We start from the raw sequence: 21,458 nt of genomic DNA, 5'->3' as shown, positions 1-21,458 counted from the left end.
ATCATGCTCCGGCGGTTTTTTTATATCCCATTAATCGCTCAGTTCGTTTTCCTGACGGACCTGGTTTGCCCAGCGTTGCGCCGACTCCGGAACCGTAAACGCAGGCGAACGTTGAAACGCCTCTCCTATTAAGACAAAAGCGACATATTTTCCGCGCAGTATCCATACGTCACGAAACGCATCCATTTTTATCGCATGCTCTGGTGGCGCGGGCTCCACACGCGGAACGTAGCTGATAACCTTGCGATTTTGTTGGCGAAGAGGTTTCATAATCAGTTGCTTCACTAAAGACAAATTCTAAAAATCAGAAAAACGCTATCTTAGCCGATTTTGCGCCCTGACGTCCTGCCTTGCGTGCGCTGTTTGCCTTGTTCATTACAGTATTCCCCTTCAACGGATCCCGGCTCACCTGGATGCGTGGTCTATAGTTAATGTTTTTGACAGCAACAACGACCCTTTCAGCAATGAAAACAGGAGACGAGTTCATGTCGCAGAATGACAAGCATCCACTCAATCACCCGGCACCGGTTCATGATGCCAGCGAATCCAGACCAGGGCTAGATTCCCTGGCCCCCGCAGACGGCTCGCACAAACCCGACGCCAAACCCACACCGCCGGGCATGCAGCCCACTGCCCCTGGTAGTGCAAAGGCCCCCGACACCGTTAATGACAAACTCAACTCACTGGAGCCTTTTCGTAAAGGCAGTGAAGATTTTGCCCTGACCACCAATCAGGGTGTCCGCATTGCAGACGATCAAAACTCATTACGCGCCGGAAACCGTGGGCCGACGCTGCTCGAGGATTTTATCCTGCGTGAGAAGATTACCCATTTTGATCATGAACGCATTCCGGAACGAATCGTTCATGCTCGTGGCTCCGCCGCGCATGGTTACTTTCAGTCCTATGCCGATTTAAGTGCCGTCACCAAAGCCGACTTCCTGTGCGAGGCAAATAAGATAACCCCGGTTTTTGTGCGTTTCTCCACCGTCCAGGGCGGCGCCGGTTCAGCAGACACGGTCCGGGATATTCGCGGATTTGCCACAAAGTTTTATACCGAAGAGGGGATATTTGACCTGGTAGGAAATAATACACCGGTGTTTTTTATCCAGGACGCCCATAAATTCCCGGACTTCGTCCACGCGGTTAAACCAGAGCCACACTGGGCTATTCCACAGGGACAAAGCGCGCATGATACCTTCTGGGATTACGTCTCTTTACAGCCAGAAACACTGCATAACGTGATGTGGGCCATGTCAGACCGTGGGATCCCTCGCAGCTATCGCACGATGGAAGGCTTTGGCATCCACACGTTTCGACTGATTAACGCGCAAGGTAAAGCCACCTTTGTACGCTTCCACTGGAAACCCCTGGCAGGCAAAGCCTCTCTGGTTTGGGATGAAGCGCAAAAACTTACCGGTCGAGACCCTGACTTCCACCGTCGCGATCTGTGGGAGGCCATCGAAGCCGGTGATTACCCGGAATATGAGTTGGGACTGCAACTGATTGCGGAAGAGGACGAGTTTAAATTCGATTTTGATCTGCTCGACCCAACAAAGTTGATCCCCGAGGAATTGGTTCCGGTTCAGCGCGTCGGAAAAATGGTGCTTAACCGTAACCCGGATAATTTCTTCGCCGAAAACGAGCAGGTAGCATTTCATCCAGGACACATCGTCCCCGGTATTGATTTCACCAACGATCCGCTGCTACAGGGCCGACTGTTTTCATATACCGACACGCAGATCAGCCGTCTGGGCGGACCTAACTTTCATGAAATTCCGATTAACCGCCCGACCTGCCCGTATCACAATTTCCAGCGCGACGGCATGCATCGCATGGATATTGATACCAACCCGGCCAACTACGAACCAAACTCGATCAATGATAACTGGCCGCGCGAAACGCCACCTGGCCCTAAACGCGGGGGATTTGAATCGTATCAGGAACGTATTGAAGGCAGTAAGATCCGTGAAAGAAGCTCCTCTTTCGGCGAATACTATGCGCACCCTCGCCTGTTCTGGCTAAGTCAGACGCCTATTGAGCAGCAGCATATTGTTGGCGGATTCAGTTTTGAACTGAGCAAAGTCACCCGCCCGTATATCCGCGAGAGAGTGGTTGAACAACTGGCGCACATTGATACCACCCTTGCACAATCTGTTGCCGACAACCTCGGTTTTGAACTAACCGACGAACAGCAGAAAATCGCCCCACCTGCGGACGTCAACGGGTTAACTGAAGCCCCATCACTCAGTTTGTACGCAGGGGCACAAGGCGATATCAAAGGCCGGATAGTGGCCATTTTGCTGAATGACGAGGTCAAATCGGCCGATATGCTCACCATCATGCAAGCTCTCCAGTCCCGCGGTGTGCATGCAAAATTGCTCTATTCGCGGATGGGGAACGTGGTTGCCGACGATGGCTCGGTGCTGAACATCGCCGGTACATTTGCCGGTTCGCCATCACTGACCGTGGATGCGGTCATTGTGCCTTGCGGCAATATTGCGGATATCGACATGCGCGGCGATACCCGTTACTACTTACTGGAAGCATACAAACATTTGAAACCCATTGCGCTGGCAGGCGATGCGCGTCAGTTGAAAGCCGTGCTGAAGGTTAGCAATCAGGGTGAAGAAGGGATTGTTGAAGCGGACAGCGTAGATGCGCAGTTTATGGATACCTTGCTGGCGCTCATGACCGCGCACCGTGTCTGGTCTCGCAGCGGAAAAGTCGACGCCATTCCGGCCTAAAAAAAGCGGCGCATTGACGCGCCGCAAACTCAGGAATTACACGTTCAGAAAACTGCCGAGACGATAACCGCGCTCCGCAATAGCATATTTCAATACCGGAGACGTCAGCACATCAAGTTCAGTTAAGCGGGGGTAACAGTAGGCGCTTTGTCGAATGATGTTATCGACAAAGGCCGGGTGACACATCACTTCCAGCGAGGACTCGCCCCTGTCTGCAGAGGCGTCTAGCACCTGCAAAAACAGCTCTTCGGAAATCGCCTCGCCGTAAAACTCGCTGCTAAATCCCTGCGACGTGCGCAACGTAATCGGTAAATCAGAGGCCTCAAATACTGCCTGGCGGTCGATGCGTAGCGCAATACCGTGCTGGGCCGCAAACTTGGCCACTACAGGGAAAATCTGCGGGAACATATGCACATGGTGATGGCTATCCAGATGCGTCGGCTCCCGGCCGAACAGGTCGATGAAACGCTGATACTGTGCGGTCAGCTCGTGCGAAATTTCATCCAGCGGCAAGGTGTCCTCCTCGGCCATCTGCCAGATCCATTTCCCCAGCAGTCCGTCGCGGGTCAGCCCTGGCATTGCCGTCAGCGGTTTCCCCAGCGTCAGCACAAAGTGCATGCCAACAGCCAGTTCAGGAAGCTCACGACTCAACTGTACCGCATGGTCAATGGCCTCGCCGTTGACCAGCGCCGTTGTCGAGGTGACAACACCATGGCGACAAGCGTCAATAATGCCGTAGTTTTGCCCTTTGCTCAGGCCAAAATCATCCGCATTCACAATCAGTACGCGTTCCATAGCCGACCTCTATCAGTGTTGTTCGCTTTTGAGCGTCTCGATGCACCCGGCAAAGTTTGGCAGCCATTTTTCATGGGCAAGGATCAGTTCCCGCGCCAGAATTTCGGCATCACGGTCAGAATGCACCAGTGGGCTCAGATTTAACGCCAGCAGCACATCATTAAATTCACCGCTCAGTGCCGCATTACTCGCCGCCACCTCAAAACCTTTAATGGTATAGATAAGGCCAAGCACTTTCTCATCAAAATGCGTGATCCGTGGATGCGGGGTCGCACCATTGCGCCCCAGCGTACAGGTCATCTCAACCGCCCAGTCCGCAGGAATGTTGTCTACATGACCATGGTGAGGAATGTTGACATAGTGCTCGGTCTGCTTGTCATTGTAGATGGCGTTGATCACCTCACACGCCGCATCGGAGTAATACGCCCCACCGCGCTGCTCAAGCTCCTTCGGTTTCACATTCAGTTCAGGATTTTTATACAGCTCAAAAAGTTGTTTCTCAACTTTTTGCACAACCTGCGCGCGTGCACCGCCCTTATAGTATTCACCCATTTCAATCGCCAGCATCTCTTTTGGCTTGAAATAGTAAAGCAAATACGAACATGGCAGCAGTTTCAGCGAGCGAATCAATCCTTCGCTAAACGGCAGGTCGAAAATGTTCTTCACGGTAGACGCTTTTAACTGCCCCGAGGCCACGCCGTCGAGCAGTTCGTCAAAACGTGACTCGCCGTTGACCAGCACATCTTTAATAAACACCATATGGTTCAGGCCAAACAGATCGATAGATAAATCATCGCTCTTTTTTAACGCCAACACGTCGGTAATAAACATTTTCATGCCGATCGGAATATTGCATACCCCGATGAATTTCTTAAAATTTGTATGGCGATAGACGGCTTCAGTGACCATTCCGGCCGGGTTAGTAAAGTTAATCACCCACGCATTCGGGCACAGTTCTTCGACATCTTTCACGATGTCAAAAATAACCGGAATAGTCCGCAAACCTTTAAACAGGCCGCCCGCGCCGTTTGTCTCCTGTCCCAGATAACCGTGGCTCAGCGGGATTCGCTCGTCCTGCTCACGGGCTTTAAGTTGTCCAACGCGCAGCTGCGTGGTCACAAAGTCAGCGTCTTTCAGCGCTTCGCGACGATCCAGTGTTTTATACAACTTCATCGGCACGCCGGCTTTGTCGATCATGCGTTGGCACAGGTCGAAAATAATATCCAGCTTCTCTTTACCGCCGTCGACATCAACCAACCACAATTCAGACACCGGTAATTCATGATAACGCTTAATAAAGCCTTCAAGTAATTCAGGGGTGTAGCTGCTCCCGCCACCAATAGTGACGACTTTTAATTTCTGGCTCATACTTTCTCCCTTCAGTGTCAAAACACTGACGTGTATTATGCTCAACCCGTTTGTCAGATATAGCGTGGCTGTCCCGACGCTATTTTGGGCAAGCTATAAAAATGGGTTATTGGCAAATAATAGCTACTGATTAAACTCAGTTAACTTCTTTCGGTAGCTATTGGGCGTAAACGACGTCAGTTTTTTAAACGTTTTAATAAACAGGCTTGGGCTGCTGTAACCAGACTCATAAGCAATATCCGTGACCGAATAGTTGGTCATTTCCAGCTGTTTTTTAGCAAAGTTAATGCGGATTTCATTAATAATTTGCATCGGTGTTTTACTGTAATAACGCTGGGTGGCACGAGTCAGATATTCCTGAGATTTTGCCGACAGCTGGACCATGTTTTCCAGCGCATTCTCGCTAAACTGACGTTTGTCGTGCATCGTTTCCACGGTCGCTTTCAGCCATTGTGGAATGTCATCCAACACTTGTTCTTCACGGTGATGCCGGAGTCGATTAATAATGTAGAAGGTGACCACTTCGACAAATTCATCCAGCCCGCTCTCGCGAAAGTTCAGTGATGCAATGACCGTTTCGATATAGGTGAGAAAGGAGTTATTCGCCCGATACACCTGCGATGCAACAAAACAAAACGGCAATAAAGGATGATAGTGCTGTTCAAAAAAACGCTTACTGATACCGACGTTAAGGATCCGCGTGGCGCCGAAATCATAGAAACTTTGGTGATGCGATCCCAGGGGGATAAAAACAAAGTCACCACGTTCCAGCAGCACACGTTTACCGTTGATTTCCTGATAATAGCGACCGGTTAATACCAGCGTAAATTCATAGTAATCGTGCTGATGCAGTCCACTGATACTTTCAGTTTTGTTATAGATAAACACATGGAAATTTTTGCCATTAAACAACTGCTGCTCGTAAACGGTTTTGATTTCCGGTGCGTTAATCTGTAATTGCATCATGCACTCCTCGCTATTTCAGCTTCTCGTGAAGCTCAATCAGTTCCGTCACCAGCTCGCGTGCCAGCATCGACGTCATCAGGTGATCCTGTGCGTGAACCAGAACCAGGCTCACTTTCATTTTACCTTCGCCCTGATCGCCTTCAATCAGTTTCGTTTGTACGAGGTGCGCTTCGTTCAGCGCCATACGAGACTGTTCCATCATGGCCTTCGCCGCCTCAAAATCGCCCTGTTTGGCCATCTTGAGTGCGCCATAGGCCAGGCTACGCGCCTGCCCCGAATTGATGATAAGCCCCATCACCACTTCTTCAAGCTCTTCAGCTTCTGACGATGTATCCACGATATTTTCGATATCCAACATACTCTTTTCCTCTGGTCCAGTCCGGCATGACCGAGAGGCCATGCCGGATTAAATTTAGAATTTCAATGCGTTAGCGATATCTTCTTCGCTTTCTTCTTTATCAATGACGTTCTGCGCTTTGTTGGCGACGACGACGAATGGCAGATACACCAGCGTGGCGACCCCAAGGTTGAACAGTGCCACCAGCAGAGCCGCAACGCTACCGTTGGTGTTAAAGAACGCGCCTAACCCGGTTGGCATCGTCCACGGCGCAATATTGGTAATCGGTGGAATAATGCCAGTGTAGTAGGCTGCCAGCATAATCGCGGCCAGAATCGGTTGAACCAGAATGAACGGGATGAACATAACCGGGTTCATGATAATTGGCAGACCGAACAGAATCGGTTCGTTAATCTGGAAGATACCTGACGGCAGGGCCAGTTTCGCCACCTGACGATAATCCGGACGACGAGATGCCAGGAAGATAGCAATAATCAGCCCCAGGGTTGCGCCGCTACCGCCGAGGAAGATATAGGAGTCCAGCATCGGTTTTGCCCAGACGTGGAACGTCTTACCGGCTTCCAATGCTGCGTCTACAGAACCAAACTGTTGATAGATAGCGATGTTTTCCAGTGCCCAAGGCGTCATGATACCGCTGTCCAGCGCGGTCAGCGCCAGCGAACCGTGAATACCAAAGAACCACAGCAGCGGAACAAAAATCACGTAAGCCCAGCCCACTACGCTGCCCAGCGACGCCAGCGGGGTCGAAATAGAATCCATGATGATCTGGTGGAAGTTGGTGCCCCAGATTGCCAGTGCCCAGCCAATGATCCCCATAATGGAGAGAATGATAAATCCAGGAATCAGTGCTGAGAAGGAGCGCGAGACCGAGGCAGGAACACTATCGGGTAATCTGATAACCCAATTACGACGGACCACAAAGGTGAACATTTCTGCGACCACAAGACCGATAATAATACCGGAAATAATGTTCGCACCACCCAACCAGTTAGCACCAACGGCATAGGCTTCACCCACACTATAAGGCGTGACGGTCATAAAGGCTGCGACGGAGAGCAAACCTGCGGCCAGAGAGTCAACTTTGCGTTCATCGGCCATCGCCATGCCGATAAAGAAAGGCGCCATCAATGACATGATACCCAGCGTACCGTTATAAACGTTCCCACCGATACCTTTTAAGCTATTGAGATTCTCAATAGTCGAAGCATCAAGTCGGATACCCATTGAATAAAAAAACGACCCCTCCCCAAAGCTCAGGAAAACGTTATTGATTAATACAAACATGGCCCCTGCGAGGGTTAACGGCATTAAACGAATAAAACCGTTTTTGATTGCATTAACGTGTGGCTGCTTTCCAATTTTTACAGCAAAAGGAAGGAGTACCTTTTCAAGTGAAGCAATAGCGTTACTCATAGAAAAATACCCTTAAATACCGCAATATAATATTGCGGTGAATGTTAATGAAATAACTCTTTGACGGGAAATTTAAAAAATATAATTAATTTGCTGCGGCTTTTTTAATTGCTGCAACTGCAGCCTTAAGCACGCCTAAACCATCGACTTTGCCATATAACAGCGAGTCAATCACTTCTACAGGCTTGTTAGGTAACAAACGCTGAATTTCGGGTAACATATAAGCAATTTGCGGGCCTAATAACACGACGTCAGCAACAGGACCTTTTTCCCCAGCCAGCGTTTCAGGGAATGCTTCAATAATAACCGGCACTTCGTATTTTTCAGCCTGCGCACGCATCTTCGAAACTAACAAGGAAGTCGACATGCCCGCAGAACAAAACAGATAAATGTGTTTCTTTTCCATAAAAACGATCCTCATATGCGATTATCTGTCATCCAGACACTCCGCAAGCCATAACCTGCATCCATGCTCTGGGTAACTTGCGTCAGCTAAATTACTTTTTTAGGTGGCTGAAATGAGTATACGGGATTGCACCAGAGGATGGTATTTCCTTGACCAACTAAATTGTCTCTCATTGACCTGGCGTTATGACACCCCTCACATTTCAGGCAAATAATTCGCGACATTAAATAAGATCGTACGGCACAAAAAAACCGGCGCAATGGCCGGTTCCGTTGAGTGCTCAGGCATTAAGCAGTCGTTACTGCTTCGCCGCCTGCGGATCGGTGTCGTACTCGGCACAGGTCTGATAACCAGAATTAACCACGTGTCCTGTATCATCCAAAGCTACAAAATAGGTCTCTGCTTTACCATCTCGTTGACCCAGGATGTAGGTCTGACACGTCCCGCGAGCATGCACCATTGTCACTTCAGAAGACGGCTTGCCGGCAATCTGCGCAACCTGCGCCCGGCTCATCCCTTTCTTCACATCTTTCACCACGGGCTGAACAAATTGGTCTTTTGTACGATCGTAGGCCGTACACCCCGCCAGCATAGTCAATACCGCCGCTGCACCCAGAATTCCTGTTAGATTCTTGTTCATTTTCTCGTCCTCTTGTTTTTCAGCGTGTTATATAAGCCTGGAGCACAACAACACATTTTTCAAGCTTACAGATGAGTCTCAGACCATTTCGGAAAAATCTACACCCTAAATAATTCGAGTTGCAGGAAGGTGGCAAGGGAGCGAATCCCCATGAGCTTACTAAAGTAAGTGACTGGGGAGAACGAGTGCAGCCGACGCACATGCAACTTAAAGTATGACGGGTATATTAAAACAAAATACTGCGATATCAGGCTGCATCCCTTGTCGTTTGGACGTCAACGCGTTAGCTTTAACCGATCATATTTTTTGTCATTATTTTTTTCGGAGGGGTTAGATGACTCTGCAGCAAGAGATAATCCAGGCACTTGGCGCACAGCCGCACATTAATGCAGAAGAGGAAATTCGCCGTAGCGTAGATTTTCTGAAATCCTATCTGAAAACCTATCCTTTCCTGAAATCACTGGTATTAGGGATTAGCGGCGGTCAGGATTCAACGCTCGCCGGAAAGTTATGCCAAATGGCCATTTCAGAGCTGCGCGACGAGACCGGGAACGACGCGCTGCAGTTTATTGCCGTGCGCCTCCCTTACGGTGTGCAGGCCGATGAACAGGACTGCCAGGACGCCATCACCTTCATTCAGCCGGATCGCGTGTTAACCGTCAATATCAAAGCTGCGGTGCTGGCCAGCGAACAGGCATTACGTGAAGCCGGTATTGAGCTGAGCGATTTTGTGCGCGGTAATGAAAAAGCCCGTGAACGTATGAAGGCACAGTACAGCATCGCCGGAATGACCAGCGGCGTAGTGGTAGGTACCGATCACGCTGCGGAAGCGATTACCGGCTTTTTCACCAAATATGGCGATGGCGGCACCGACATTAACCCACTATTCCGCCTCAACAAGCGTCAGGGGAAACAGCTGCTGGCCGCGCTAGGCTGTCCGGAGCACTTATATAAGAAAGCGCCTACCGCCGACCTCGAAGACGATCGCCCTTCTCTGCCCGATGAAGCCGCCTTAGGCGTAACGTACGACAACATTGATGATTATCTGGAAGGCAAAATTCTGGATGATGCTATCGCGAAGAAAATTGAAGGCTGGTATTTAAAGACGGAACACAAACGTCGCACGCCCATTACGGTGTTTGACGATTTCTGGAAAAAAGCGTAATCCACCTTCTTGCATAACGCCGGACAGCAACAAAGCTTCGTATGTCCGGCGTCAACAACTTCACACATGTTGCTTTTTTAATCAACAATCGCCTGCTACACTGGATGAATAACCAGCATCCGGAGTAAACAGTGGTACGCCGCCAATCAGCCCCTCGTATTACCTTTGAAGCAGCTGCAATTTATGAGTACCCCGAGCACCTGCGCCCCTTTTTACAAGCGCTTCCGGCCACGCCCGGTGTTTATCTGTTTCACGGCGAAAGTGACACCATGCCGCTTTATATCGGTAAAAGCATCAATGTTCGCAGCCGGGTGATGGCGCATCTACGCAACGCAGACGAAGCGGCCATGCTACATCAATCCCGACGTATTACCTGGATTTGCACGGCGGGTGAAATGGGTGCCCTGTTGCTGGAGGCACGACTAATTAAAGAGCAACAACCTTTATTCAATAAGCGCCTGCGCCGCACTCACCAACTCTGTGCTCTGCAATTAACCGATCAACGCCTCCAGGTTATCTACGCGCGCGATGTGGATTTTTCACAGACCCCGAATCTGTTTGGCCTGTTTGCACACCGGCGCGCGGCGCTGCAGGCATTACAGACGGTCGCCGACGAGCACCAGCTTTGCTACGGTTTGCTGGGACTGGAGCCGCTAAGTCGCGGTCGCGCCTGCTTTCGCTCAGCGCTTAAACGTTGCGCCGGAGCCTGCTGTGGGAAAGAAAGTCCCGAGGCGCATCATCTGCGTCTGATGGCGGCACTGGAAAGATTGCGTGTGCTCTGCTGGCCGTGGAGCAATGCGATTGCGCTAAAAGAAAGCCGCGCAGAAATGACCCAATATCACATTATCAATAACTGGCTATGGCTGGGCGCGGTTTCATCGCTGGATGAAGCCGCTACGCTGGCACGAATGCCCGCCGGCTTCGATCAAGATGGTTACAAAATTCTCTGCCGGCCGGTAATGTCCGGTCACTATGACATTATTGAACTGGATCCGGCGAATGCCCCGGCATCCAGTTAATCTCACTAAACAACAGCTTCCCTTCCGCTTTTAACAACCGCAGCGTGTGCTTGCCGTCGTGCCAGCATGCGCCCTGGTCCGCCGTCAGTAACTTATCGCCCAACTGCCAGGCTCCGCTTAACACAAACACCACACCGCCGCGCGAACCAAAGGTGGTAAACGTTCGATCCGCAACCCTGACTTTGGCCTGGCAGACATCACGACGGGTCATAATATTGAAATCCATCGACATCTGACCTTCTGTCAGTTTGGCTTTGACTACCTGATCGCCCGCAAAGGTAAACGGTTGATGCTGTTTCAGGGTATGGCTGAAGGGATTGGCGCCTTCCAGAGTCACTTCGCCTCCTTCCAGCAGGGTAATCACTCGCTCTACGCCCGGGAAAAGAGAAAACTCACCGTTCGCGGCAATGGACGCGATACTTGCCCGCCAGTGAAAATCGCGGGTCGCTGGCGGAAAACAACAAATCTCTCGCGTTTCACCCGCACCATTGCGCCAAAGATTAACCGGCATTTTGCGGATATCAAAGTATTCCATCATCCCTCCAGAAAGGCGCGGTACGTCAGCATGACGCTCCCTGGCCGCCATAAGTTCACTCTGCACATTTATTGTTATCGGCAGCAGAGTTGATTTGCCTTAGCGAGGATGAGGACGTTTTAAGAAAAAAGATTAACGCGCTGATCCAAGTAGAATTTTCGCAGGCTTCAGGAGAATAGCGTGTCGGTTGCAGGGTGCAATAGGCTGGAAAGAAAAAACCGCCGATCCTGCCCACCTCGTTAAACGTGTTGTGGACAAGACCGGCGGTCTTGAGTTTTGATTCGCGCCGTCCTGAGTAATGCCCAGACACAACGCGAATAATGTAGTGTAGACGCTAATCGGTTACTCAGCAGCCTCTGGCATTTTACCTTTCTGCGCCGCGCGTTCTGTCAGACGCTTCTCAAAATTGGCATTAAACTGTTTTTTCTGTTCCGGCGTCAGGATGTTGTAAATCTTGTTCTGGGTTTCCATATGCGCCAGCATATTAGCTTTGCGCTGTTCTTCCATCTTCGCAATCTGCGCTTCAGCTTTCGCTTTGTCGAAGCTGTCGCTGGCGATGATATCGTGCATTGCACGGCGTTCTTCCAGCGGCGGACGTTTCATCTGATCGCGCTGGCCTTTCATAATGTCGCGGATCTGCTGTTTCTGCGCATCAGTCAGATTCAGATCTTTAAACATCATGTCGTGGTGCGGGCCAAACTTGCCGTTATGGTGCATCATCGGTTTGGCATCAGCCGGAGCGGTAGTTGTGGTATCAGCGGCGTGTGCCAGATTTGCAGCGCCCAGCGCCAGAGTAGAGGCAACAAACAGAGCAGTCAGTTTACGCATAATTTCTATCCTTCCTTTCAGTTATTCTGACGACATTCTTACGATGCTTATCTCATCGGATGTCGTGTTGACGAGATTAACTTTACCGGTAGAAGCGTCAATTAATCAGAGCAACGGTAAAACAATGAAAGTATAAAAAACAAATTCTCATCAATTATGGAGAAAAAAAGAATTAATTGCGCAGAATTGAAATTAAATATTACAACAGGATGATTTTGAAAGGATTATGGAGAACTATACATGAAGCCTGATTATTAATAAAGCAACTCACCAGGAATAATCCGTAATAACGAAAGCGCACACAAAAAAATACCCCCCGGAGATAAACCCGAGGGAAAGATATTGATTATAACCTTTCCAGCATCAGCCCCGCGCGTAAACCACAGGCCACGTTTGGGTTGGGAAACAGCACATATTCAACATCATGAGTAACAACAAAACGCGCATCGCCGTCCTGCGCCAGCAATGTGCCCTCGTTAAAGGGGGTAAAATTCAGCGTCTGATTGTTCATATGAAGAATAAAATCGTCGCTGTGTCGCGTGATTTGCGACACCACGCGATAGCGCAGCGGCGTGGTTTGCGTGGATGATGCACGCTCACCCTGCAACAAAGCCGCCAACGCCTCCGCCGTGTGAGCAAACTGCGTCAAATCGTTTTGCCCGAACGCCAGAGCCTTACCCAGCTCCAGCGTACAGGCCAGCGCACCGAAATGCTCGCCACTGAAATGGGTAAATGTCCCGCCCGGTGTCTGATGGAAAACCAGCGCCTCCAGTCCCGCATCCCCCAGCCACGATAGAAACCCTTCGTCCCAGGGCACGTTGTGCTGCGGCAGTACGCCAAAGCGCAGATGATGCGAACCGCGAATGGCGGTGTGCAGATCCAGATGCCAGCGCACGGACTCCCTGGTGCGCGAATAAAACGCTTCCAGGCACAGCTCAAGTTCGCGGGCGCGCCGCGTTTCACCGCTCTCGACAAATATCTGCCAGCGCCCGCCAAACATACGGTTCATGTCGCTATGGCAATAGCGCTTCCCCTCCGCCAGCGCCTGCGGATTGCCCAGAATCACCAGCAACCGCCATGTAAGCGTCAACTCGCCACGAAAAAGCGCGGACAGCAGCGCATCCAGCATCTCAACCGGTGCCGTTTCATTGCCATGAATACCTGCAGAGATCACCAGCGAACGATCAACCTCGGCGACCGGCGTCAGCTCCAGCATCCCGTGCCCTGTCCACCGCCAGTTAAAACCATGAGCCTCACCGTGGGTGATACCCGGCGAGGTTCCCGCGAGGGTCAGGGCCAGAAAGTTATCCATAGATCGCCCGCTCCTGCTGGAAAGGATACACCGAGCCGAGATTGAGCAGTTGCGTCAGCGAATCCAGCGCTTCGCGCCCTTCACGTAACAGCTGGGGGTCAGCAAGATCTGCAGCGGTAAGCCGGTCCCGGTAGTAACGATCAACCCAGTTATTGAGCGTATTGAACAACGTGTCGTTCATCATTACCGCCGGATTCACCGCCTGCAGTTCCTGTGACGTTAACACCACTCTCAGTCGCAGGCATGCCGGACCGCCGCCGTTCGACATACTTTCACGCAGATCGAATACTCGCAGGTCGTCAAGCGGATTATCCGCGTCCAGTAGACCGTTCAGATAGCGCCACACGCCCGCGTGCTCCCGACACTCCTGTGGTAAAACCAGCATCATTGAGCCATCATCACGGCTCAACAACTGGCTGTTAAACAGATACGTTGCCACCGCATCCGCCACCGACACCTCTGCAGCAGGTACTTCCAGCGCCGTAAACCCATCAACCTGAGCGCGTAGCTGGCTCAACAGCGCCTGCTGTCGGACAAATGCCTGTTCATGGCAAAACAGCACCTGGCGATTCGATACCGCGATCACGTCGTTATGGAACACGCCACTATCGATAACGTCCGGGTTTTGCTGGGCAAAGATAAGTTGATGCGGATTAACCTGGTTCAGCCGCGCCACCGCTTCGCTGGCCTCACGCGATTGTCTGGCCGGGTAGCGCCTCGGCTGTGACACATTCCCCTCCTCGCGACCGTAAACAAACAGCTGCACGCCAGGTGCACCGTAATCTCCGCCAAGGCGATTGTGGTTGGCCGCCCCTTCATCACCCAGCAGAGCCACCTGAGGTAGCGCGCTGTGGACCGCAAAAGCATGCTCATCACGGAATATCGCCCGTAATAACGCTTCGGTAGTCGGCGCTTCCAGTGAACGGTGGAATTTGTTGTTCAGGTTCGCCACCGTCAGATGCACTTTCCCATCCAGTGAATCGGCCGAAGGACAGACCGTGGCCGCATTCGCCACCCACATCGGCGAGGCCGAGCTGGCGCTGGAAAGCCAGTGTGGCGCCTGACGCGCCACCTTTTCCAGGATCTGCTCATCGCTACCGCTGAAGCCGAGCTGACGCAGAACCGGAATATACGGACGTTCATGCGGCGGGATCACCGCCTGAGGAAACCCGGCATCTGCCAGCGCTTTCATCTTTAATAAGCCCTGCTTCGCCGCCAGACGGGGATTCGACACCTGAAAACGGTGCCGAGTCGAGGCCTCATTGCCAAACGACAGCCCCGCATAATGGTGGGTCAGTCCCACCAGCCCGTCGAAATTGACCTCACGCGCTTTCATCGCTTTTCTCCACGAGAAAAATCCAGACCTGGGCTCAGCGTCGTCGGCAATGTTAATGCCGGAGACTCCAGACTCGCCATTGGCCAGGCGCAGTAATCTGCGGCATACCACGCGCTGGCACGATGGTTTCCTGAAGCCCCCACTCCGCCAAACGGTGCCGTACTCGCCGCCCCGGTCAACGGTTTATTCCAGTTAACGATGCCCGCCCGCGCTTCCAGCAACAGCTGGTCAAACTGATTGCGATCCGGTGAGACCAATCCGCATGACAGGCCAAATCGGGTGTGGTTCGCAAGGCTTATTGCCTCGTCGAAACTGTCATAACGCCAGACGCCGAGCAGCGGACCAAATACCTCTTCATCCGGCACGTTGGCCACACCGGTGAGTTCGATAATGCCCGGCGCCAGCAGTGACGTGCCCGCGTTTACCCGTCGCGGCGCCAGCAGCGTACGGCCACCTAACGCCTCAAGACGCTGCCAGGCATCACAGACATGTTGCGCCGCCTGCTCAGATATCAGTCCGCCGATAAACGGTTGCGGCTCGTCATCCCACTTGCCGGGCAGTAAACGCTGGCTGACCTCAACCAGGCGCGCCAGAAACGCATCGCCCTGCGCGCCTTTTTTTACCAGCAGACGGCGGGCGCAGGTGCAACGCTGCCCGGCGGTGACAAACGCCGACTGAATAGTCAGATGCACGGCGGCATCAATATCTTCCGGGTTCTCAATAATTAACGGGTTGTTGCCCCCCATCTCCAGCGCGAGGATTTTTTCCGGCTGACCGGAGAGCTGTCGATGCAGTTGATAACCCGTATTGGCGCTACCGGTAAACAGCAAACCGTCGAGATCTTCCAGCGCGCTTAGCGCCTGCCCGGTTTCGCGCCCACCCTGCACCAGGTTTAGCACGCCCGCAGGGAGTCCCGCCTGCGCCCACAGTTTAGTCACCGCTTCACCGGTCCACGGCGTCAGTTCACTGGGTTTAAAAATCAGCGTATTGCCCGCCAGCAGCGCCGGAACGATATGACCGTTGGGGAGATGGCCGGGGAAGTTATACGGACCAAACACCGCCAGCACACCGTGCGGACGATGGCGTAACGTCGCCGCGCCGTCGGGTAATTCGTTGTATTGCTCCCCGGTACGCGTGTGGTACGCCTTTACGGAAATGGCGATTTTATTGATCATCGCCGTCAGTTCGGTGGCTGCTTCCCAGCGTGGTTTTCCGGTTTCTCTGGCGATAATGGTCGTCAGCTCGGCTTTGTTGCTCTCCAGCAATTTGGCGAATTTTTCCACCACCGCCTGGCGCGCGGAAAAGGGTTGCCTGGCCCAGCCCGCAAACGCCGCACGTGCGGCGCGGCATGCCTGCGCCACCTGCGTAACATCTGCATCATGACCTTGCCACAATACATCGCCGCCCACCGGATTAGTTTTAACCCGACGCTCGCCCTGGCCCGTTACCCAGTCGCCGTTTATCCATAAAGTCATGCTGTTTTCTCCTCTGCACATAGACGAACGAAACGGACGTGGTCACCCGCATGGCACTTCAGGGCATCCAGCTGCGCTGCCGTCAGCACCAGCCGCTGGGTATGCGGATCGGCGCGCACCAGCATGACGCGGAAGTTATGGTAGTTTTCATTCGCCACCAGACAAGCCGGATACTCGCCCGGCGCGGGCTGGCCTTCAGCCACCTCCACCAGCCGGCTTTTCCGAATCGCCCGCACCCGGTCGATATCGCATTCCAGCGTCGGTCCGCCGTCGAAAATGTCGACATAGTTGCGATAGCGGAAGCCTTCTTTCTCCAGTACCGCACGCGCCGGTGCCGTTTGCGGATGCACTTCGCCAATCACGCTTTGCGCTTCATCCGACAGGAAGTGGGTATAGATAGGATGCTTGGGCATCAATTCGGCAATAAAGGCTTTTTGCCCAGTGCCGCAAAGAAAATCGGCACGGCTAAACTCCATCGAAAAGAAGCGTTTGCCGAGGCTCTGCCAGAACGGGGAGTAACCGTGTTCATCAATCACGCCACGCATCTCGGCCACCACTTTTTCATTAAACCGGTCGCGGAATGCCGCCATAAACATAAAGCGCGATTTCGACAGCAAATAGCCGTTGCCCTCTTTACGCCAGTCCGGATCAAGAAACAGGGTGCAAAGTTCGCTGCTGCCGGTGTGATCGTTACTGAGAAACAGCGTCGGCAGCGCGTTATAGACGTTCAACTCCTTCGAGGCATGGACCAGCGTCCCGACGCGATAGTTGTACCAGGGGTCGTTTAGCCCGACCGCCACTTCAATCGCGCAGATCCCGGCCACGGTACCGGTGGCACTGTCCTCGAGTACAAAAACGTAGCCCTGCTCACTTTTTGGCAGTTCGCCCTGCCAGGTTTGCAGTGAACGCTCAATACGCGCCATCAGCGTGGCTTCGTTAGCCGGAAGCGAGGTCAGCCCACCGCCGGTCTTACTGGCCAACTGCATCAACGCCGTAATATCGGCGCGTTCAATGGGACGGATCACCATCATGATGAACCTCCTGCTTTAATACGTTCGCAGGCCAGCGCAAAGCGATCCAGTCCGCTGGCAACCTCTTCTTCGCTAACGTTCAGCGCAGGTGCAAAACGCACCACGTTACCGCCAGCAATCAGCACCATCACGCCGACATTGGCCGCCTCTTGCGAGATAAGCTTCGCTTTACCGGCAAACTCCGCATTCAGCACACAGCCGATCAGCAGGCCCAGTCCACGAACCTCACTAAACAATCCAAAACGTTCGTTAATGGCGTTAATACGCTCCACAAACCAGTCGTGACGCTGTTTTACGCCAGTGAGGATTTCTGGCGTGTTAACGATCTCCAGCAGTTTTCCGGCCACCGCAGAAGCCAGCGGGTTTCCGCCGTAAGTGGTGCCGTGCGTCCCCACCGTCATAACGCTTGCACATGGTTCGGTCGCCAGCAGCGCACCGATAGGGAACCCACCGCCCAGCGCTTTGGCCGTGGTCAGCAGATCCGGCGTCACGTCGTAGTGCATATAGGCATACAGTTCGCCGGTACGTCCCACGCCAGTCTGCACTTCATCAAAAATCAGCAACGCATTGTGGCGATCGCAGAGTTCGCGCAGTCCCTGCAAAAAGGCCTTTGTCGCAGGCACCACGCCACCTTCCCCCTGAATCGGCTCAACAATAACCGCACAGGTGGTGTCATCAATCAGCTGGCTGGCAGAGTCAAGATTGTTATACACCGCATGGCGGATATCCGGCGGCAATGGCGCAAAATCCTGCGAATAGGCCGGCTGGCCCCCGGCGCTGACGGTAAACAGCGTGCGGCCGTGGAAGGCGTTTTTAAACGCGACGATGCCGCTTTTCTGCGTGCCAAAACGGTCGTGAGCATATTTACGCGCCAGTTTTAATGCCGCTTCGTTGGCTTCTGCGCCGGAGTTACAGAAGAAGACACGCTCGGCAAAGGTGGCATCAATCAGTTTTTTTGCCAGCCGCAGTACCGGCTCGTTAGTGTAGCCATTTCCGGTATGCCAGAATTTACCGGCCTGATCGTTTAATGCTTCGCGCAAAGCCGGGTGTGCGTGACCCAGCGCGTTAACCGCAATGCCCCCCGCGAAATCGATATACTCTTTGCCCTGCTGATCCCACAGTCGCGAGCCTTCACCGCGAACCGGCACAAAAGGAGCCGGTGCGTATACGGGCATCATCCATTCATCAAAATTTTCACGCGTAACTGACAGAGACATAGCGACCTCTACGGTAAATAAAAAGTTATTTATATGTTAATAAATATAGTGTTTGCGGTGTAAATGTAGAGTGCAGGGTTCGTGCCAGCCAGCAAAAAATATGCATAAACACGACGAGACAACGAAATATCAATAAGTTACGAACCATCAATATTCATCATATGTGCATATAAAGTGAATACGTTCGCCAGCGGGGTGAATAATTAGAGGAAAAAACGCAATTCTATTCAGTCGCCAAATATAATTCTGGAATTGTGATCGTATACGAAATTTTTCGGAAATTATTGCCCCATTCTGACGCGTATCGCGCCAAAACAGTGCAGTTTTTGCCCCATCGTTAACGCCATTAGCAATCATTGTTGGAATCAGGTGACAAGAAGCAGTCAGCCTGCGGAAATTCTGCTACCATCCTTGCACTATTCATCTTGCAAAGTGGCAGCGACTATGAAATTTGTCTCTTTTAATATCAACGGCCTGCGTGCCCGTCCTCATCAACTGGCAGCCATTGTCGAAAAACACCAACCGGATGTGATCGGCTTGCAGGAGACAAAAGTCCACGATGACATGTTCCCTCTCGAAGAGGTCGCAAAGCTGGGTTACAACGTTTTCTATCACGGTCAAAAAGGCCATTACGGCGTCGCGCTGCTGACGAAAGAAACGCCCATTTCGGTGCGTCGTGGCTTCCCGAACGATGACGAAGAAGCTCAGCGCCGTATTATCATGGCCGAAATCCCGTCTCCACTGGGGAATATCACCGTGATTAACGGCTATTTTCCGCAAGGCGAAAGCCGTGACCACCCGCTGAAGTTCCCGGCCAAAGCCGCGTTTTATCAGAACCTGCAAAACTATCTGGAGACTGAACTGAAGCGCGACAATCCGGTGCTGATCATGGGGGATATGAATATCAGCCCAACCGATCTGGACATCGGCATTGGTGAAGAGAATCGCAAACGCTGGCTGCGTACCGGCAAGTGCTCCTTCCTGCCGGAAGAGCGTGAGTGGATGGAACGACTGATGGGATGGGGTCTGGTGGACACGTTCCGTCACGCACATCCGGACACCGCCGACCAGTACTCGTGGTTTGATTACCGTTCAAAAGGCTTTGACGATAACCGTGGTCTGCGTATCGATCTGCTGCTGGCGAGCAACCCGCTGGCGGAGCGCTGCGAAGAAACCGGCATCGACTATGAGATCCGCAGTATGGAAAAACCGTCCGACCACGCGCCGGTATGGGCCAAATTCCGCGTCTGATCGCCTGAGCGTTGTCACTCTCCGGGCCTTGCCTGGAAAGTCGGTGTAGCCTGAGCAAAATCAAAAAAACCACGGTAATACATTGTTGCCAACGGGGATTTATTATATCTTCGCGCGCACTTTCGCTGGCGAAACGCGTTATTACCCTCGGTATTACAGGAGACCCCCATGAAAAAGAAGTTCGCATAAAGCAGAATACAGACTGCTGATCGTTGCGCTACTCCTCTGTGTCCTGGTGGGCGTTCTCCATTATTCTGGCCTGAGTGGCCTGATAACCCATTTCCACCTTTTACAAGATCTCATCCGCCAGAGCGGCATATACGGCTACGTGCTGTACATTCTGCTGTTTATCGTCGCTGCGCTGTGTCTGATACCCGGCAGCATGCTGGTGATCGTCGGCGGTATCCTGTTTGGCCCGCTGGTGGGGACGCTTGTATCGCTGTTTGCAGCCACCGTGGCCTCGGCGCTGTCGTTCTTACTTGCCCGCTGGCTGGGTCGCGATCTGCTGCTGAAATATGTCGGGCATACGGCCACCTTCCAGGCGATAGAAAAAGGCATTGCCCAAAGCGGTAGCGATTTTCTGATCCTCACCCGCCTGGTGCCGTTATTCCCGTACAACATTCAAAATTATGCCTACGGGCTGACCGCCATCCCATTCTGGTCATTCACCGTCATTTCTACACTCACCACCTTCCCCGGCCTGTTCATCTATACGCTCATGTCGCATGAACTCGTCAGCGACGGTATCACCCTGGCGTTTATGGTTAAACTCAGTATTGCTGGCATTATTTTATTTACCCTGGTACAGGCAGCCAAAGCCTGGGCCCGCGTGAAGCGTATTGATCCCTCTGTCCAACGTGAGTTAGCCGATAAAACATGAAGCTGAACAAAACGCACGTCATACGCTATTGCCGGACCGGGCTGATTCTCCTGCTACTGCTGGCGCCGATCGCCTGGGTATGGGTGCCCGGCGTCAGTGATTTTGTCAGTCACAGCCTAGCGGCATTCGCCACGGTTGACCAGCACGCCATTGAAAATCTCATTCGGTCATACGGTGCTCAGGCTGCGGTGGTATCGTTTTGCTTAATGATCTTACAAGCCATTATCGCCCCGCTTCCGGCGTTTGTGATCACCTTTGCCAATGCGTCATTGTTCGGCGCATTCTGGGGAGGCGTACTCTCCTGGACCAGCGCAATGGCTGGCGCGGCGCTATGCTTTTTCATCGCCCGTGTTTTTGGTCGTAGCACGGTGGAAAAGCTGACCGGAAAAACGGTGTTGAATAGCATGGACGCCTTTTTTGCACGCTACGGCAAACACACTATTCTGGTCTGTCGCCTGTTACCTTTCGTTCCCTTTGACCCGGTCAGTTACGCCGCCGGTCTGACATCGATCCGCTTTCGTCATTTTTTCCTCGCCACCGGCGTCGGTCAGCTACCCGCGACACTCGTCTATTCCTGGGCCGGCAGCCTGTTAACCGGAGGAGCATTCTGGTTCGTGACCGGGCTATTTGTATTATTTGCGCTGACTGTGGTTATCTCCGTGGCGAGAAGCATTTATCTTGAACGGCACAGAAAACACGTCTGAGGCCCCCCTTAACAA

At 52.5% G+C, this 21,458-nt stretch carries 21 protein-coding genes; 6 read left to right on the top strand and 15 right to left on the bottom strand.

Features of this window, described 5'->3' with window-relative positions; all coding sequences use genetic code 11:
• Positions 1 to 30 precede the first annotated feature (30 nt).
• Complete coding sequence (gene cedA / locus FDW95_RS23005; protein ID WP_115258667.1) at positions 31 to 294, bottom strand: cell division activator CedA; 264 nt, start codon at positions 292 to 294, stop codon at positions 31 to 33.
• A gap of 191 nt (positions 295 to 485) precedes the next feature.
• Between cedA and katE the strand changes: the two genes are divergently transcribed.
• Entirely contained in the window at positions 486 to 2,744 is a 2,259-nt protein-coding gene (gene katE / locus FDW95_RS23000) for a catalase HPII (protein WP_115258669.1), read from the top strand.
• Positions 2,745 to 2,780: 36 nt separating this feature from the next.
• Here the strand turns inward: katE and chbG are convergent, their stop codons facing one another.
• The 7 genes from chbG to osmE all read right to left on the bottom strand — a co-directional run bounded on the left by chbG (position 2,781) and on the right by osmE (position 8,690).
• On the bottom strand, positions 2,781 to 3,539 hold the full coding sequence (gene chbG, locus FDW95_RS22995) for a chitin disaccharide deacetylase (RefSeq protein ID WP_115258670.1): 759 nt from the start codon (positions 3,537 to 3,539) through the stop codon (positions 2,781 to 2,783).
• A gap of 12 nt (positions 3,540 to 3,551) precedes the next feature.
• Positions 3,552 to 4,907 carry a 6-phospho-beta-glucosidase gene (locus tag FDW95_RS22990; protein ID WP_115258671.1) on the bottom strand — a complete coding sequence of 452 codons (1,356 nt, stop codon included), beginning with the start codon at positions 4,905 to 4,907 and terminating at the stop codon, positions 3,552 to 3,554.
• Between the two features lie 123 nt (positions 4,908 to 5,030).
• The gene (chbR, locus tag FDW95_RS22985) at positions 5,031 to 5,873 is read right to left on the bottom strand and encodes a transcriptional regulator ChbR (RefSeq protein ID WP_096757269.1); all 843 of its coding nucleotides are present in this window, start codon (positions 5,871 to 5,873) and stop codon (positions 5,031 to 5,033) included.
• 10 nt (positions 5,874 to 5,883) lie between these two features.
• Entirely contained in the window at positions 5,884 to 6,231 is a 348-nt protein-coding gene (chbA, locus tag FDW95_RS22980) for a PTS N,N'-diacetylchitobiose transporter subunit IIA (protein ID WP_096757270.1), read from the bottom strand.
• Between the two features lie 54 nt (positions 6,232 to 6,285).
• The gene (gene chbC, locus FDW95_RS22975; protein WP_115258672.1) at positions 6,286 to 7,644 is read right to left on the bottom strand and encodes a PTS N,N'-diacetylchitobiose transporter subunit IIC; all 1,359 of its coding nucleotides are present in this window, start codon (positions 7,642 to 7,644) and stop codon (positions 6,286 to 6,288) included.
• Between the two features lie 85 nt (positions 7,645 to 7,729).
• Complete coding sequence (gene chbB / locus FDW95_RS22970) at positions 7,730 to 8,050, bottom strand: PTS N,N'-diacetylchitobiose transporter subunit IIB (protein WP_003832547.1); 321 nt, start codon at positions 8,048 to 8,050, stop codon at positions 7,730 to 7,732.
• Between the two features lie 298 nt (positions 8,051 to 8,348).
• Complete coding sequence (osmE, locus tag FDW95_RS22960) at positions 8,349 to 8,690, bottom strand: osmotically-inducible lipoprotein OsmE (RefSeq protein ID WP_096757272.1); 342 nt, start codon at positions 8,688 to 8,690, stop codon at positions 8,349 to 8,351.
• A 334-nt stretch (positions 8,691 to 9,024) separates the two neighbouring features.
• Between osmE and nadE the strand changes: the two genes are divergently transcribed.
• Together nadE and cho are read left to right on the top strand one after the other, a co-directional pair.
• Positions 9,025 to 9,855, top strand: coding sequence for an ammonia-dependent NAD(+) synthetase (gene nadE / locus FDW95_RS22955; RefSeq protein WP_115258674.1), 831 nt, complete (start codon positions 9,025 to 9,027; stop codon positions 9,853 to 9,855).
• 131 nt (positions 9,856 to 9,986) lie between these two features.
• Positions 9,987 to 10,874, top strand: a complete 888-nt coding sequence (gene cho / locus FDW95_RS22950; RefSeq protein WP_115258675.1) for an excinuclease Cho — start codon at positions 9,987 to 9,989, stop codon at positions 10,872 to 10,874.
• Here cho and ves read toward each other — a convergent pair.
• From ves to FDW95_RS22915, 7 genes are all read right to left on the bottom strand, one after another.
• Complete coding sequence (gene ves, locus FDW95_RS22945; protein WP_115258676.1) at positions 10,834 to 11,409, bottom strand: environmental stress-induced protein Ves; 576 nt, start codon at positions 11,407 to 11,409, stop codon at positions 10,834 to 10,836. The genes cho and ves overlap by 41 nt on opposite strands.
• A gap of 342 nt (positions 11,410 to 11,751) precedes the next feature.
• Positions 11,752 to 12,237, bottom strand: coding sequence for an ATP-independent periplasmic protein-refolding chaperone Spy (spy, locus tag FDW95_RS22940; RefSeq protein WP_096757276.1), 486 nt, complete (start codon positions 12,235 to 12,237; stop codon positions 11,752 to 11,754).
• 346 nt (positions 12,238 to 12,583) lie between these two features.
• The gene (gene astE / locus FDW95_RS22935) at positions 12,584 to 13,549 is read right to left on the bottom strand and encodes a succinylglutamate desuccinylase (protein ID WP_137363621.1); all 966 of its coding nucleotides are present in this window, start codon (positions 13,547 to 13,549) and stop codon (positions 12,584 to 12,586) included.
• A complete protein-coding gene (astB, locus tag FDW95_RS22930; RefSeq protein ID WP_115258678.1) occupies positions 13,542 to 14,885 on the bottom strand; it encodes an N-succinylarginine dihydrolase in 1,344 nt (447 codons plus the stop codon). The genes astE and astB overlap by 8 nt, the downstream gene beginning before the upstream one ends.
• Positions 14,882 to 16,360: a succinylglutamate-semialdehyde dehydrogenase gene (gene astD, locus FDW95_RS22925; RefSeq protein ID WP_115258679.1), complete on the bottom strand. Its 1,479-nt coding sequence runs from the start codon at positions 16,358 to 16,360 to the stop codon at positions 14,882 to 14,884. The genes astB and astD overlap by 4 nt, the downstream gene beginning before the upstream one ends.
• Positions 16,357 to 17,391 (bottom strand): arginine N-succinyltransferase, encoded by a 1,035-nt coding sequence (gene astA / locus FDW95_RS22920; protein WP_096757280.1) that lies wholly within the window; start codon positions 17,389 to 17,391, stop codon positions 16,357 to 16,359. The genes astD and astA overlap by 4 nt, the downstream gene beginning before the upstream one ends.
• A complete protein-coding gene (locus FDW95_RS22915; protein ID WP_115258680.1) occupies positions 17,388 to 18,608 on the bottom strand; it encodes an aspartate aminotransferase family protein in 1,221 nt (406 codons plus the stop codon). The genes astA and FDW95_RS22915 overlap by 4 nt, the downstream gene beginning before the upstream one ends.
• Positions 18,609 to 19,052: 444 nt before the next feature.
• Between FDW95_RS22915 and xthA the strand changes: the two genes are divergently transcribed.
• The 3 genes from xthA (at position 19,053) to FDW95_RS22895 (ending at position 21,443) form a co-directional block, all read left to right on the top strand.
• The gene (gene xthA / locus FDW95_RS22905; RefSeq protein WP_115258681.1) at positions 19,053 to 19,859 is read left to right on the top strand and encodes an exodeoxyribonuclease III; all 807 of its coding nucleotides are present in this window, start codon (positions 19,053 to 19,055) and stop codon (positions 19,857 to 19,859) included.
• 328 nt (positions 19,860 to 20,187) lie between these two features.
• The gene (locus FDW95_RS22900) at positions 20,188 to 20,739 is read left to right on the top strand and encodes a TVP38/TMEM64 family protein (protein WP_249359304.1); all 552 of its coding nucleotides are present in this window, start codon (positions 20,188 to 20,190) and stop codon (positions 20,737 to 20,739) included.
• Positions 20,736 to 21,443 (top strand): TVP38/TMEM64 family protein, encoded by a 708-nt coding sequence (locus FDW95_RS22895; RefSeq protein ID WP_115258682.1) that lies wholly within the window; start codon positions 20,736 to 20,738, stop codon positions 21,441 to 21,443. The genes FDW95_RS22900 and FDW95_RS22895 overlap by 4 nt, the downstream gene beginning before the upstream one ends.
• Positions 21,444 to 21,458: the final 15 nt, after the last annotated feature.

This window comes from Citrobacter sp. wls718 (assembly GCF_005280945.1).
In the GTDB taxonomy this organism is placed as follows: Bacteria; Pseudomonadota; Gammaproteobacteria; order Enterobacterales; family Enterobacteriaceae; genus Citrobacter; species Citrobacter gillenii.
Note: the sequence above shows the minus strand (reverse complement) of the source record. Positions and strands in the feature narration are given on the sequence as shown.